At 70.5% G+C, this 13,855-nt stretch carries 11 protein-coding genes and 1 pseudogene; 9 read left to right on the plus strand and 3 right to left on the minus strand.

The window, feature by feature from the left end; genetic code table 11:
- Positions 1–17 precede the first annotated feature (17 nt).
- Positions 18–2,531: a beta-glucosidase family protein gene (locus tag AABM36_RS02440; protein ID WP_423447180.1), complete on the minus strand. Its 2,514-nt coding sequence runs from the start codon at positions 2,529–2,531 to the stop codon at positions 18–20.
- Positions 2,532–2,533: 2 nt separating this feature from the next.
- Positions 2,534–3,847 (minus strand): MFS transporter, encoded by a 1,314-nt coding sequence (locus AABM36_RS02445; RefSeq protein ID WP_423447182.1) that lies wholly within the window; start codon positions 3,845–3,847, stop codon positions 2,534–2,536.
- A 220-nt stretch (positions 3,848–4,067) separates the two neighbouring features.
- Here AABM36_RS02445 and AABM36_RS02450 point away from each other — a divergent pair, with 220 nt between their 5' ends.
- The 4 genes from AABM36_RS02450 (at position 4,068) to AABM36_RS02465 (ending at position 8,065) form a co-directional block, all read left to right on the plus strand.
- Positions 4,068–5,087 (plus strand): NADP-dependent oxidoreductase, encoded by a 1,020-nt coding sequence (locus tag AABM36_RS02450; protein ID WP_423447184.1) that lies wholly within the window; start codon positions 4,068–4,070, stop codon positions 5,085–5,087.
- Positions 5,088–5,121: 34 nt separating this feature from the next.
- Positions 5,122–5,334 carry a DUF2945 domain-containing protein gene (locus AABM36_RS02455; RefSeq protein ID WP_423447186.1) on the plus strand — a complete coding sequence of 71 codons (213 nt, stop codon included), beginning with the start codon at positions 5,122–5,124 and terminating at the stop codon, positions 5,332–5,334.
- A 162-nt stretch (positions 5,335–5,496) separates the two neighbouring features.
- A complete protein-coding gene (locus AABM36_RS02460) occupies positions 5,497–7,776 on the plus strand; it encodes a bifunctional anthranilate synthase component I family protein/class IV aminotransferase (protein WP_423447188.1) in 2,280 nt (759 codons plus the stop codon).
- 94 nt (positions 7,777–7,870) lie between these two features.
- A complete protein-coding gene (locus AABM36_RS02465; protein ID WP_423447190.1) occupies positions 7,871–8,065 on the plus strand; it encodes a hypothetical protein in 195 nt (64 codons plus the stop codon).
- Between the two features lie 86 nt (positions 8,066–8,151).
- On the opposite strand, the gene AABM36_RS02470 is transcribed toward AABM36_RS02465, so the two are convergent.
- Entirely contained in the window at positions 8,152–8,388 is a 237-nt protein-coding gene (locus AABM36_RS02470) for a hypothetical protein (protein WP_423447192.1), read from the minus strand.
- Positions 8,389–8,547: 159 nt separating this feature from the next.
- On the opposite strand from AABM36_RS02470, the gene AABM36_RS02475 reads away from it, so the two are divergent.
- The 5 genes and pseudogenes from AABM36_RS02475 (at position 8,548) to AABM36_RS02495 (ending at position 13,850) form a co-directional block, all read left to right on the plus strand.
- Entirely contained in the window at positions 8,548–9,552 is a 1,005-nt protein-coding gene (locus AABM36_RS02475) for an NAD-dependent dehydratase (protein WP_423447194.1), read from the plus strand.
- Positions 9,549–10,028, plus strand: a complete 480-nt coding sequence (locus tag AABM36_RS02480; RefSeq protein ID WP_423447196.1) for a hypothetical protein — start codon at positions 9,549–9,551, stop codon at positions 10,026–10,028. The genes AABM36_RS02475 and AABM36_RS02480 overlap by 4 nt, the downstream gene beginning before the upstream one ends.
- A 938-nt stretch (positions 10,029–10,966) precedes the next feature.
- A pseudogene (locus AABM36_RS02485) lies at positions 10,967–11,875 on the plus strand (YeeE/YedE family protein); the annotation flags it as partial.
- A gap of 318 nt (positions 11,876–12,193) precedes the next feature.
- Entirely contained in the window at positions 12,194–12,406 is a 213-nt protein-coding gene (locus AABM36_RS02490; protein ID WP_423447891.1) for a sulfurtransferase TusA family protein, read from the plus strand.
- Between the two features lie 217 nt (positions 12,407–12,623).
- Entirely contained in the window at positions 12,624–13,850 is a 1,227-nt protein-coding gene (locus AABM36_RS02495; protein ID WP_423447198.1) for an inorganic phosphate transporter, read from the plus strand.
- Positions 13,851–13,855: the final 5 nt, after the last annotated feature.

Consider the following 13,855-nt stretch of genomic DNA (forward strand, 5'->3'; position numbering starts at 1 on the left):
CCGCCGAGTCCGTGGGTTCAGGTCAACGGTAGCCGCGCCCGCACGTCCCCCAGGCCGCGGGCCACCAGAAGCGTCCCGCCGGGTTCCAGCGCGCGCCACCCCTCGGTGCCCGCGTCCCAGCGTCGGAAGAGGCGGGGATCGCAGACGACCTCCACCTGCGCTGCCTCCCCGGCCGGGACCTGCACGCCCTGGTAGCCCACGAGCCGCACGGGCTGGTCGGACTCTGCGGGCCGGAGGTAGACCTGCACGGTCTCTCGAGAGTCCCGCTCGCCGGTGTTCGTGACGTCCACGGCCACGCGCAGACCGTTCTCGGGGGTGCCTGTGACGTCCACATCCCCGTACTCCCACGTGGCGTAGCCCAGCCCGTGGCCGAACCAGAACAGCGGGGCCGGCGCGTGCCCCTCGTAGTAGCCGCGGTAGCCGATGAACACGCCGTCGTCGTAGCTCAGCTCCAGCTCTTCACCCGGTGTCACGTTCCAGGCCGGTGCCCGGCCGTCCGCGGCGGGGTACGTGGTGGCCAGCCGCCCGGTGGGCTCCAGCTCGCCCGTGAGCACCGCGGCCACCGCGTGACCGCCCTCCTGTCCGGGCAGCCCCACGACCACCACGGCGTCCACGTCCTCGAGCCACGGCATGAGCACGGGGGTGGCCGCGTTGACCACCACCACGGTCTTCTCCGCGGCGCCCGCCACGCGCCGCACCAGCTCGTCCTGCGCGCCGGGCAGAGCCAGCGTGGTCTTGTCCGCGGCCTCCGTCTCCTGCTCCGGGGACAGCCCCACCACGACGACGGCGGTCCCCGCCTCCCGCGCGGCCGTCTCCGCGTCCCGCAGGACGTCCTCCTCCGGGCGCGGTGCGGGTGCGGCCACCAGGGCCGTGAGCCCCATGGCGGACATGTCCAGCAGGTGGCTCTCCTCGGCGAGGTCCAGCGCCGGGTTTCCCAGCAGCACCTCGCACCAGTCCACCGGCTCCATGTGGAGGGTGGCCGTGACGGTCGCGTGCTCCGGGAGCTCGAGCACCTCGGAGAAGGACGGCGGGACCAGCATGGTCTCGCCGGGGTCGTTGCCCGCGAAGCCCAGTTCGGCGGAGATCTCCTGGCCTGCGGCCGCCACGGACCAGCGGCCACCACCCACGGCACCCACGGTGACCGGGCCCGCGGCGTTGTCCAGCACGGCGCGCAGCACAGCGGTGGTGGGGGTCTGCGGGAGGTCGTCGTCCCAGCCGATCGAGATGGCGGCGGAGTCGCTGTGGTAGCGGGAGAGCTCCGTGCCGTCCGCGGCGAACAGGGCCACCTCCATGCCGGGCGTGGCCGTGGCGGGGTCTCTCACGTACTCCGCGCTCGCCGGGACCGCCCGGGTGCGGACCTCGGGGCCGTCCACCACGGTGAGGCGCTCACCGAGCAGCGCGCGCATCCCCTCCGCCACGGTGACCTGGTACGGCGGGTTGACCGCGGCGGAGCCGCCGCCCATGTCCACGGTGTCCACCGCGTGCCGGCCGATCAGGGCCAGGGGCCCCTCCGCGAGCGGCAGCACGCCGTCATTGACCAGCACTGTCATGCCGCGCGCCGCGATCTCCCGCAGCTGCTCCTGGCGGACCTGCCCGTCCGGGGCGGGCAGGTCCGCGGGCCAGACCCGGTCCGTCCCACCCTCGGTGAGGGCACCGGTGCGCCGGGCGAGCAGCAGCAGCCGGGCGAGGTGGTCGTCCACGGTGGACTCGGCCACCTCGCCGCGGCGCACGGCGGCCACGAGGCGCTCGCCCCACGGGCCGTCCGGGCCCGGCATCACCAGGTCCATGCCCCCGTTCGCGGAGGCCGAGGTGCGCTTGGTGGCGAACCAGTCGCTCATGATGAGACCGTCCCAGTCCCACTCGCCCTTGACGATCCCGTTCTGGATCCCCGAGTGCTCGCTGGCCGCCACACCGTTGACGTCGTTGTACGCGCACATCATGGACCACACGTGGGAGTCCTGCGCGGCCATCTCGAACGGCAGCAGGTAGACCTCGCGCAGCGCCTCCTCGGAGACCCGGGAGTCCATGAAGTTGCGCATGGTCTCCGACTCGTTGGCCACCAGGTGCTTGAGGCACGCGGCGATGCCCTGCTCCTGCATGCTGCGCACGTACGCGGTGGCGGTGCGCCCGGTGAGGTAGGGGTCCTCGGAGTACGCCTCGAACAGGCGTCCGCCCAGGGGGGTGCGGTGGAGGTTGATGGTGGGCCCCAGGACCACGTGGATGTGCTGGCGCTGCGCCTCCTCGGCGAGCATGCGACCGACCTGCGCGGCGACGTCGTCGTCCCAGGCCCCGGAGATCAGGGTGGCGTTCGGGAACAGTGCCACGGGGTCCCCGCCCACGAACTTCAGGCCGCGCACCCCGGTGGGGCCGTCCGAGAAGGCGAGGGGCGCCAGACCGATGGCGCCGTTGCCGGGCAGGGTGAACGCAGTCTCCCCGGTGAGCAGGTGGACCTTGTCCTCGAGGGTCAGGGACGCGATGAGCTCCGAGAACCGGTGAACCGGGCTGGAGGGGGCAGAGATGGTGTCCGTCATGGCTACTTCACTTTCCGGATCGGGAGAACAGCGGCGGCTCCGGCGAGCGCGGCGGTGGCCGCCGCACCCAGGAGCAGGGCGTAGTTGGGTTCGGTGGCGGTGACGCTCGTGGCGAGCAGCGCCGCACCCAGGAAGGGTGCGAGGGACTGGGGCATGGCGTTGGCCATGTTGAACACGCCCAGGTCCTTGGCGTTGTCCTCGGGGTTGGGCAGCACCTGCAGCACGAGCGCCATGTCCACGCTCATGTAGATGCCGTATGCGATCCCCAGCAGGGCCTCCACCATGTAGAACTGCGGCACCGACTCCACGTGCAGCAGCAGATAGGTCCCCACCGCGAACAGCGCGGTGGCCAGGGCCACGGGCAGCTTGCGGCGCCCGGTGCGGTCCGAGAGCCAACCGGCCAGGTAGCTCGCCGGGACCAGGGCCACGGTGTAGGTGAGGACACCCAGGAAGACGACACCGGCGGCGTCGGCGGGTGCGATGTGCAGGCGGTCTGTGACGAACGGCAGGCGGAAGGAGGTGAACATGAAGCTGGAGAGCATGATGAGGAAGCGGGACCACCACGCAAACCCGAAGTCCTTGTGGCGCAACGGATTGACCCAGAAGGAGCCCAGCAGCTCCTTGAGGTCCAGCCGCGGCGGTCGCTGGGTGAGCACCGGGTCCGGCAGCACGAGCGCGTAGAGGCACAGCCCCACCACGCCCACGGCGGCAGGGACCGCGAAGAGCAGCAGCATGTTGGAGGCGAACAGGGACGCGAACCACGTGCTCACCAGGACGCCCACGCTCTGCATCACGCCCACGGTCGCGGAGACCTTGGCGTACTGCTCCTGCGGCAGCTGGTCCGCGAGCGTGGCGATGTACGGGCTGAACGCGGCGTTCGCGCCCAGCTGCGCCACGAACCATCCCACGGCCAGCATCGGGGCGCTCGTGGCCTGGCTGATGCCCACGAGCGCGACTCCCATCACGAGGGATCCACCGATCAGCCACGGGCGGCGGCGGCCGAAGCGGGACATCGTGCGGTCCGAGAGCCGCCCGAACAGGGCGTTGCCGATCACCGCGGCCAGGGCGCCCACGCCGAGCACCGATCCCACCATGCTGGTGCGCTGGGTGGGATCGTCCGTGAGGGTGGAGACCTTCAGGGCCATGGACACCATGACCGGGCCCAGCAGGGCCACGTAGAGGGCCAGCTGCGCGAAGGCGAGGGCCGCGATGAACAGTGGTCCCTTGGGTTCGGTGGGGCGCTCGCCGCACGCGAGCCCGGTGGGTTTGCGGGCGCCCCGGCGCGGTGCCAGGACGTTGTGGTTGCTGATGGTCATGTCGTCTCCGGTGGTCGGTGCCCCTCGATGCGGGAGGTCTTCCGTGCGGAACTGTAATAGTGAGTTATTACTATTACACGACGTGACCGGGCTCACAAGGGTTTCGCCAGGAACGTTCTCACTGTCGGCCGGTCAGGTGGCATTTATTCCCGTTCCGCCCGCCGTCCGCTCCGCGCGAATCCTTGCTGCGGAAAGGGCCTGGGCGTGCCACGATGCAGACATGGCTTCCAACGATTCCACCAGCACCCAGATCCAGCTCGTGTCCCGCCCGGAGGGGTGGCCCGAGCCCGAGAACTTCCGCACCGAGACCGTGGAGCTGCCCGAGCTGCAGGACGGTCAGGTGCGTGTGCGCAACGAGTTCATCTCCGTGGACCCCTACATGCGGGGCCGCATGCGGGACGAGAAGAGCTACGTGCCGCCGTTCGCACTGAACGAGACCATGACCGGCGGGGCCGTGGGCCGCGTGGTCGAGTCCCGCTCCGAGAAGCTGCCCGAGGGCACCCCCGTGCTGCACCAGTACGGTTGGCGGGACCTCGCGCAGGGCTCCGCGGACGAGTTCACCGCCATCCAGGAGATCCCGGACACCCCGCTGTCCGTGTACCTGGGCATCCTGGGGATGACGGGCATGACCGCCTACACCGGGCTCACCCGCATTGCCGGGCTGAAGGAGGGCGACCGCGTGTTCGTCTCGGGCGCAGCCGGCGCCGTGGGCTCCGCGGCCGGTCAGATCGCCAAGCAGCTGGGTGCCTCGTACGTGATCGGCTCCGCCGGTTCGGACGAGAAGGCCAAGCTGCTGACCGAGAAGTACGGCTTCGACGCGGTGCTCAACTACAAGGACGCCCCCATCCGTGAGCAGCTCGCGCAGGCCGTGGGCGAGGACGGCGTGGACGTCTACTACGACAACGTGGGCGGCGACCACCTCGAGGCGGCCCTGGACGTGCTCAACCGCCACGGCCGGGTGGCGGTGTGCGGCGCGATCAGCCAGTACAACTCCACCGAGCGCCCCTGCGGTCCGGACAACATGGGCAACATCATCAAGAACTCCCTGAAGCTCGAGGGCTTCACCATGGGCGACCACTGGGACGTCGCCGAGGAGTACACCTCCCGGATGACCGAGTGGTTCACCTCCGGAAAGATCGCCTACGACGAGACCGTGGTGGAGGGCCTGGACCACGCCGTGGACGCCTTCATCGACATGATGAAGGGCGCGAACACGGGCAAGATGGTCGTGAAGATCTGAGCACCGCGCACGCGCGCTGACGGAAGGGCACACCATGGCGTTCAGCAAGGGTGACAAGGTCCAGTGGAACACCCCGCAGGGGCCCACCCAGGGCACGGTCCGGTCCGAGCACACGGACGAGTTCGAGTTCAAGGGCCAGACGTTCAAGGCCACGGACGACGATCCGGTCTACGTGGTGGAGTCCGAGAAATCGGGCTCGCAGGCCGCGCACCACGCCTCTGCCCTGGAGGCCGCGCCCCAGGACTGAACGCGCTCGGTGCGGGCGGCCGTGCGGGCCCCGCGTTCGGGTCTCCGGACGGCGACGCCGCTGCCACCCGCCCCTGCCCCGTCCAACGAACCGCCCCGCGCACCCGTGCGGGGCGGTTCGTTCGTATCATGGGCTCGGCCAGCCCTGCCCCGAGAGGAACCCGTGCCCCGCACCGCCCTGCCGCACCGCGTGAGTCCCGTGCAGATGCTGCGCGCACTGCGTGATGAGCCCGGGCTCGCGGCTCTGTTCGGCGACTGGCTGCACGGGGATGCGGTCATCGGCATCCGGCCTGCGCGCGTGCTGGGCGCGGACGCGGACCCGTTCGCCGCGCTGGGTTCCGGGGTCGACGACGCCGCGCGCACCCCTGAAGACCCCGTCCGGTTCGGCGGCGGCTGGCTCGGCCACCTTGGCTACCAGCTCTCGCGCCGCCTCGAGTCCCTCCCGCCTGCACCGCCGCGCTCGGGCGGCCTGCCGGAGCACCACCTCGCGCACTACGACCACGTCCTGGTGCACCGCGCCGCCGCGGACCGCTGGTTCTGCGAGTCCCTTCCCGGCGCGAACCCTGCCCGGGTGGCTGAGACGATCGCTGCGGTGCAGCGGGCGCTCGCGGGCACCGGCCCCCCGACGGCGGCCGCGGTCCACGACCTCTCGACGCCGCCCCTGGATGCCGCTCCGTCGCAGAAGGCTGCCACCAGCGGCGACAACGGCACCCCTCCGGAACCGGACGGACCTGCGGTGCCCGGCCCCGCGGCGTCGTCGTCCGAGGCGTGCGCGCCGCGCCCGTACCGCTGCGAGCCGTTCGAGGCCGCCGTGACCGGCACGGCCCACGCCGAGGCCGTGCGACGCGCACTGGCGCACATCCGGGACGGAGACATCTTCCAGGCGAACATCTGCCGTGAGCTCACGGCGGGCTTCCACGGCGACCCGCTGGACCTGTTCTGCGCCGGGTACGAGCGGCTGCGCCCGCGTTTCGCCGCGTTCCTGCGCGTGCCGGGCGGCGCGGTGGCGAGCCTGTCCCCGGAGCTCTACGTGCGCCGCACGGGGGACGCCGTGCTGACCTCCCCGATCAAGGGCACCGCCCCCGCGGACTCGGACCCCCGCGAGCTGCACGCCTCCGCCAAGAACCGTGCGGAGAACGTGATGATCGTGGACCTCATGCGCAACGACCTCTCCCGCGCGTGCGTCCCCGGCTCCGTCCTGAGCCCCGCCGTGCCGCGCGTGGAGCCGCACACGGGCGTGCACCACCTGGTCGCGGACGTCCACGGCACGCTGCGCCCCGGGCTCGACGACGCCGCCCTGCTGCGTTCCACGTTTCCACCCGGCTCGTGCACGGGGGCGCCCAAGATTCGGGCCACGGAGATCATCAACGAGCTGGAGACCACCGCGCGGGGCGTCTACACCGGAGGCATCGGGTGCGTGAGCCCGGTGGCGGGGCTGGTGATGAACGTGGCCATCCGGACCTTCGAGTTCTCCGGCGGTGCGGTGCGGCTGGGTGTGGGCGGGGGGATCGTCGCAGACTCGGATCCGGAGGGTGAGGCGTTCGAGACGCTCGTGAAGGCCGCTCCGCTGCTGGATGCGGTGGGTGCCCGGTTCGGGGCAGGGCTGTCCCGGGAGTGGGGGGAGCACGCGGAGTCCTCGGAGGTGGCGACCCCGGCGTGTGTGGGCGGCGGTGGAGCGGCCTCGCCGTGCGCGGCGGCATTCCTGAGTACCTTGCCCGTGGTGCACACCAGACCCGCTCCCTCCCTGGGGGTGTTCACCACGATGCTCGTCCGCGAGGGCCGCCCCGAGCAGCTGGCGGAGCACCTGGCGCGGCTCGGGGGCAGCGTGCGTGCGTGCTTCTCCCGTGAGCTGCCGGGGGCACTCGCGGAGCAGATCGTCCAGCGTGCCGCCGGGTTGGACGGCCCGCACCGGTTGCGGGTCACGGCGGTTCCGGACGCGGGGCCGCTGCGGTTCGAGCTGACGCACGCTCCGCTGAACCCGCCCGGATCGGCCCCTCCCGTGGAGCCGTGGGCACTGCGTCCAGTGGTGGTCTCCGGCGGGTGGGGATGCCACAAGTGGGCGGACCGCCGCGCCCTGGACACCGTGCCCGGTCCGTGGTCCCCGGTGTGCGATCCGCTGCTGGTGGATGCTGACGGCACGGTGCTGGAGACCGGGCGGGCGAACGTGTTCGTGGTGCGCGGCGGCGCGGTCACCACACCGCCCGCGGATGGCCGGATCCTGCCCGGGGTGATGCGCGCCCGGGTGCTCTCGACACTTCGGTCCGCCGGGTACGAGGTATGCGAACGGGACATCACCCTCGCGGATGTCGCGGAGGTGTCTGAGGTGTTCGTGACCAACGCTCTGCGCGGCGCCCGTCCGGTGGAGGAGATCCAGGGCGTGGGACAGTGGTCTCCCGGCCCCCTGACGGCGTGGGTGCAGCGCGCGCTCGCGGCTGCCGGGTGACGAATGGGCGCCATCGTTGAACCCCGTTGACACGCCCCGGTGAGCTGAGGATGCTCGGGGGCACGGCGCCGTCGTCCGGGCCGCAGGGTTCGGGGTGGCGCACCACGCAACCGTGAAGGAGCGCGCCATGGGCAAGGACCCGCAGGACGAGAACACCGAGTCGGTCAGTCAGGTGGACGCCGACGAGCAGCGCCAGAAGGCTGCCGAGCAGGCGGACAGCAAGGAGCAGCAGGAGTTCTTCGAGGAGCAGGCCGGCACGGAGGAGCAGTCCCAGGGCTACGGCCACTGAACCCGGCAGCCGCTGACAGACGAACCGCCCCGCACCAGGAAGGTACGGGGCGGTTCCTCTGCGCCGAGTGGCTGCGGGGCCGGTGGCTACTTCTTCTTGGTCTCGAGGGTCTGTTCGTACTGGGAAAGCGCCAGACCCACGCTCATGAAGGTGGGGGCCCAGTGGCCCACGAAGATGCCCCAGCGGTCCGACTGCGCCTTGGAGTCGTCGCTCTTGAAGCGCGAGAGTCCCCAGGACACGAAGGCGAGGCCAATGGAGCCCATGCCCGCGGCATAGGCGTACTCGGAGCGGATTCCGGCGTCGTGCAGAGTCTTCATGATCATGGTGCAATCTCCGTTCCGGCCCTGAGGGCCGATGAGGTGATGCGGGGCTTGGGAGTTCCCAGCGTAGACCGCTTCGGCGGCGATGGTAAGTGGGGTGACGAAAGTTTGTTCGACGCTCCACGGTGTGGTTCGTGCGGAGCTGCGTGGCAGGGTGGAGGCATGACTGAGAACGCGACGCGAACCGTTCTGCTGGCCGGGTGCGGGGACGTGGGAACCGCGCTGGGCCTGCGACTGGTGGAGCGGGGGTGGGAGGCCACCGGCGTGCGCCGTCACGCGGACCGGCTGCCCGCCCCGCTCGCCGGACTCTCGCTGGACCTCACCGACCCCGGGGACACGGTGGTTCCCGCGGTCGACGCCGTGGTGGTCACCCTCACGTCGGACGGCCACGACGTCGCGGGTTACGAGCACACCTACCTGGGCGGCCTGCGGGGGTTGCGGCGGGCGCTTGGGGAGCAGGAGCCGCTCGTGGTCCTGGTGTCCTCGACGGGCGTGCTGGGCGGTGGCGACGGCGAACGCGTCACCGAGTCCACCCCGCCCGATCCGCAACGACCCACCGCGCACGTGCTGCTCGCGGCGGAGGAACTCGCGGCCAAGCTGTTCCCGGACCTCGTGATCGTGCGGCCCGCGGGCATCTACGGACCGGGGCGCACGTCCATGATCGAGCGGGTGCGCCGCGGGGCGCCCCTGGCCCACCGGCGGGTGACCAACAGGATTCACCGGGACGACCTGGTGACGGTTCTGGCCACGCTGCTGGAACGAGGCCTCGCGCAGGGCGCGGGGGAGAAATCTGGGCGGACGGGGATGGCCGGCGGAGACGGTGACGCGGCGGGTCCCCGAACGGGGGCCTCGCAGAACGGGACGGCCGCGGGGGCGGGCGGGGCGGCGTCGTCGTCGGCACCGGCTTGGCTCCCGCGGCTGCTGCTCGCCGTGGACCACGACGCCGCCCCGCTGGGTGACGTGGCCGCCCACCTCGCGCAGCGGCTGGGTGTGCCCGTGCCGCCGGACGACTCCGGAGCGGGGGAGGGGCCGCTCGGGAAGGTCGTGGACGGGGAGCTGGTGCATGCCCTGGTGCCCCGCGAGGAATGGCGGTACCCCACGTTCCGCGAGGGGTACGACGCGTTACTGGCGCACGGATCCGCAGACTCCTGGGTGGGTCACGGATGAGCGAGGACGTCCACTGGTTCCTGCCGATCAACCCCGCAGCCCACGCGGAGCACATGCCCGCGGACTGGCGCACCCGGGAGGACGCGACCGAGGTGTGGGAGGCGATCGGGCGCTCGCAGCCCATCGACCGCTGGTGCCTGCGCACGGGCTTCCGCACCATGAAGGCGGGGGACGTGATCTGGGCGTACCTGTCCAAGCGGCAGGAGCTGTGCGCGGTGGGGAGGGTGCGGCGGACGGCGTTCGAGGTGGGCGGTGTCGAAGCGCCGGAGAACGGGACTGGCCGGGCTGGACGATCCCCGGAGGTGGATCGCCCAGGTGGCGGAGACCGAGAGGGCGGCTGGTACGTCTACGTGGACTGGGACGAGTCACGCACGGCGGAGCTGTGCCGCCACCCGATCCCCAGAGCGGTGTTCGGGCAGGTGCCGATGTCGGTGGGGCGGGTTGCGTACCAGGTCCTCCACCGTCTTGCTACGTGATTCAAAGATCCATTCATGCAGACGCAGATACAGCAAACCAGCTAAAAAGCGGGCCTTGAGGTGACGCTGAAATTGGTTCCCACATGGGGGAACGACCCGCTGGTAGGAATCGTGGCATTGAGATAAATAGTCGACGTTCCATACCCAGAGACAGTCACTGAACGGTAGAGGGAAATACGGCTTACTTGATACCTTTTCGTATTTTGCGAGTCGGTCAGGTCATATCGGGAGAAGCGCGCATCGCCGCAGGCCTCCGTGCCATTGAATCCGCTTTGGCATGAGCCGTTTGCAACCCCTACCGATCCACCGGCGGATATGGAAGTATCATTTGTCATGTTGTAGATTGTGCCCGTGGGGTCATTGATTTGACCACGGGAAAGACCAGAATTATTGGCAGAGGAAATGGTGCCCGAAATTACCCCGCAGCGCTTCGCTTCACCGCTAACCCGGAATCCGAAAATAAGTCCCACTTGTTTGCCTGAAATCGCATCACCAAGGCCTTCGCTAATAACATTCAGGTACGTGACGGAAAACGCCGACGCCGGGAGGGGTTGTCCTTTTTTGTAGGACCCACAGGGGGACGCTGCGACAACCGGTGCGGTACTGGTGGCCAGAATTACTGGCGCGGCCCACGCTGCCCCCTTCGCCAGGGTCCGCCGCGAGACAGTCGACCCGGCGCCGTCGTGGGCGTCGGATGCGAGGGCGGGGGAGCGGCGGGGGGAGGTCGGCATACTCCAGTCTAAATCATGGGCCCGGGGCCCGGCCAGGCCCACTGTTGCGCCGTGTGACACCTCCCTGGACCTCGGCGCCGGGGCGTAGTTCAGTAGTGGTCCTTCCCTCGTCAACCACTTCTGAAACGTGTGCCCGCGGGCGCACGGGAATCAGGCACCCTCATGATCCTCACCGGACTCGTCCTCGGCGCGCTGCTCGGCATCGTGATGCAGCGCGGCCGCTTCTGCGTGACGGGCATGCTTCGGGACATCTTCCTGCAGCGCTCGTGGCGCACGTTCACCGCTCTGCTCGTGGTGATCAGCGTGCACGCCGTAGGGTTGGCCGCGCTCACCTCGCTCGGCGTGATCTCCCCGGACTACCCCTCGTTCATGCCGCTCGCGGTGGTCGTGGGTGGGTTCATGTTCGGCGTGGGCATCATCCTGGCCGGCGGCTGCGCCTCCGGCACGTGGTACCGCTCGGGTGAGGGTCTGGTGGGTTCGTGGATCGCGCTGGCCATGTACGCACTGTCCGCCTCCGCCATGAAGACGGGTGTGCTCAAGGACTTCAACTCCGGCATGAAGGAGTGGGACACCGGCCTCACGACCATCCCGGACGCCCTGGGTGTCTCCCCGTGGCTGTTCGTGATCGCGCTGGCCGCGGTGACGGGTGTGATGGTGCGTCACTTCCTCACCCGCGAGAAGAACACGGTGAAGCCCGCGCGGCTGAGCGGGCGCCCCGCCTGGAAGAGGCCCCTGCACGTCTACACCGCCGGCGCGCTCGTCGGCCTGATCGGCGTCATCGCATGGCCCCTGTCTGCCGCAACCGGCCGCAACGACGGCCTGGGCATCACCACCCCCACCGCCAACCTGCTGAACTTCCTGGTCACCGGCGCGGACGAGAAGCTCGACTGGGGTGTCATGCTCGTGCTCGGCATCCTGGTGGGCTCGTTCATCGCGGCCAAGGCCACGGGCGAGTTCCGCGTGCGCGTCCCGGACGCGACCACCACGGTGCGCTCCATTGCGGGCGGTCTGCTCATGGGCGTGGGTGCGGCGCTGGCCGGCGGCTGCACCGTGGGCAACGGCATGGTCCAGACCAGCCTGTTCACGTTCCAGGGCTGGATCGCGCTGCTCTTCATCGCCCTCGGCGTGGGTGCGGCCACCAAGATCTGGCTCAAGCCCACCGCCGCCCAGCCCGCCACGGGCGCGGACGGCACCTACTCCACGGCCGAGAGCCTGGACCACACCGTGGACGCCACCGCACCGGACGACAACTCCATCGACGCCGCCCCCACGGCTCGCGCCTTCGCCTCGGACACCCCCGTGCACGACGCCGCCCCCACCTCGGGCGCGGACGTGTTCTCGGGAGGTGCCGCGGCACCCACGGCGCTGATGGTCAGGAACCCGGGCGCAGCGGCGTCGTCGAAGCTGAAGGACCTGGGGGACGGCTACTGGGCCCTGGACTCGCTCGGGGCGGTGTGCCCGTTCCCGCTGATCGAGGCCAAGGACGTGATGCAGACCCTGCAGACCGGCGACCACCTGGTGATCGACTTCGACTGCACGCAGGCCACCGAGGCCATCCCGCAGTGGGCGGCCACGGACGGCCACGAGGTCACGGAGTTCCTGGAGAAGGGCGACGCCAGCTGGCAGATCACCCTCCGCAAGGGCTGACACCCTGTTCTGGACAGGGGCGAGCCCCGCGCTCGAGGGGCGCCCCACCGGCACCACAAACCCCGCCCGAGGGGCGGCCACCCCGCCGCGAGGACCGCGCACGTACCCGCAACCGGTGGTAGCGGGTACGTGCGTATCCCGCGAGGTGTTGGACACCACGGGACCGGGTGCGGCCGCGTTTTTGGCACGGAGCCCCGGCGGGGATCATCCTGGGGGGATGACAGTTGAACTGGTGATCCTGGGCCTGGTGGTCGTGACCGCACTGGCCTTCGACTTCACCAACGGATTCCACGACACCGGCAACGCGATGGCCACGTCCATCGCCACCGGAGCACTGAAACCCCGCACGGCCGTGACGCTGTCCGCGGTGCTGAACCTGGTGGGCGCGTTCCTCTCCGTGGAGGTGGCCACCACGGTCACCAAGGACGTGCTGCGCATCCAGACCCCGGACGGGGGGCTGGTGCCGGGGCTGGACCCCACCATCGCGCTGACCCTCATCTTCTCCGGCCTCATCGGCGGAATCCTCTGGAACCTGGCCACCTGGCTGTTCGGCCTGCCCTCCAGCTCCTCCCACGCGCTGTTCGGCGGGCTGATCGGAGCGGGCCTCGTCTCGCTCGGGGTGGCCGGGGTGAACTGGGCCGGTGTGGTGGAGAAGATCCTGGTTCCCGCCGCGCTGGCCCCTTTCATTGCCGGCTGCGTGGCCGCCGTGGGAACCGCGCTCGTGTACCTCATCGCCCGCGGCGCGGACCGCCGCCACCGGGACCAGGGGTTCCGCTGGGGACAGGTGGGAACGGCGTCGCTGGTGTCCCTGGCCCACGGCACCGGTGACGCGCAGAAGACCATGGGCGTGATCGCCCTGGCCCTGATCGCGCACGGCAGCCTGAGCGTGCAGGGCATCGAGGACAACGGCCTGCCCCCGTGGATCATCGTCTCCTGCGCCGTGGCCATCGCGCTGGGCACGTACCTGGGCGGCTGGCGCGTGATCCGGACCCTCGGCAAGGGCCTCGTGGAGATCGAGCCGCCGCAGGGAATGGCGGCCGAGGCGTCGTCGGCGGCCATCATCCTGACCTCCAGCCACTTCGGCATGGCCCTGTCCACCACGCACGTGGCCACCGGGTCCATCCTCGGGTCCGGGGTGGGCAAGCCCGGCGCCACCGTGCGCTGGGGCGTGGCCGGGCGCATGGTCGTGGGCTGGCTGCTCACGCTGCCCGCCGCGGCCGTGGTGGGCGCGGTGTGCTTCGTGGTCGCCCACGCGATCGGGGGACTGGCCGGCGCGGTGACCATCTTCCTGTTCATGGTGGTCACGTCCGCCCTGATCTTCATGCGCTCCCGCCACCAGAAGGTGGACCGCCACAACGTCAACGACGACTGGGACGAGGGCACCACCACCGTGGCGCCCGGCGACTCCCTCCGCTCCGGAGCTCAGGAGGTCACCCGCCCATGATTGCC

The sequence above is a fragment of the Kocuria sp. KSNUG genome (genome assembly GCF_049532735.1).
Classification (GTDB): domain Bacteria; phylum Actinomycetota; class Actinomycetes; order Actinomycetales; family Micrococcaceae; genus Kocuria; species Kocuria rhizophila.

What these genes read in the sequence shown, in the direction of transcription:
- AABM36_RS02440 (WP_423447180.1), bottom strand. Translation starts at nt 2,531, where the DNA reads ATGACGGACACCATCTCTGCCCCCTCCAGCCCGGTTCACCGGTTCTCG.
- AABM36_RS02445 (WP_423447182.1), bottom strand. Translation starts at nt 3,847, where the DNA reads ATGACCATCAGCAACCACAACGTCCTGGCACCGCGCCGGGGCGCCCGC.
- AABM36_RS02450 (WP_423447184.1), top strand. Translation starts at nt 4,068, where the DNA reads ATGGCTTCCAACGATTCCACCAGCACCCAGATCCAGCTCGTGTCCCGC.
- AABM36_RS02455 (WP_423447186.1), top strand. Translation starts at nt 5,122, where the DNA reads ATGGCGTTCAGCAAGGGTGACAAGGTCCAGTGGAACACCCCGCAGGGG.
- AABM36_RS02470 (WP_423447192.1), bottom strand. Translation starts at nt 8,388, where the DNA reads ATGATCATGAAGACTCTGCACGACGCCGGAATCCGCTCCGAGTACGCC.
- AABM36_RS02475 (WP_423447194.1), top strand. Translation starts at nt 8,548, where the DNA reads ATGACTGAGAACGCGACGCGAACCGTTCTGCTGGCCGGGTGCGGGGAC.
- AABM36_RS02480 (WP_423447196.1), top strand. Translation starts at nt 9,549, where the DNA reads ATGAGCGAGGACGTCCACTGGTTCCTGCCGATCAACCCCGCAGCCCAC.
- AABM36_RS02495 (WP_423447198.1), top strand. Translation starts at nt 12,624, where the DNA reads ATGACAGTTGAACTGGTGATCCTGGGCCTGGTGGTCGTGACCGCACTG.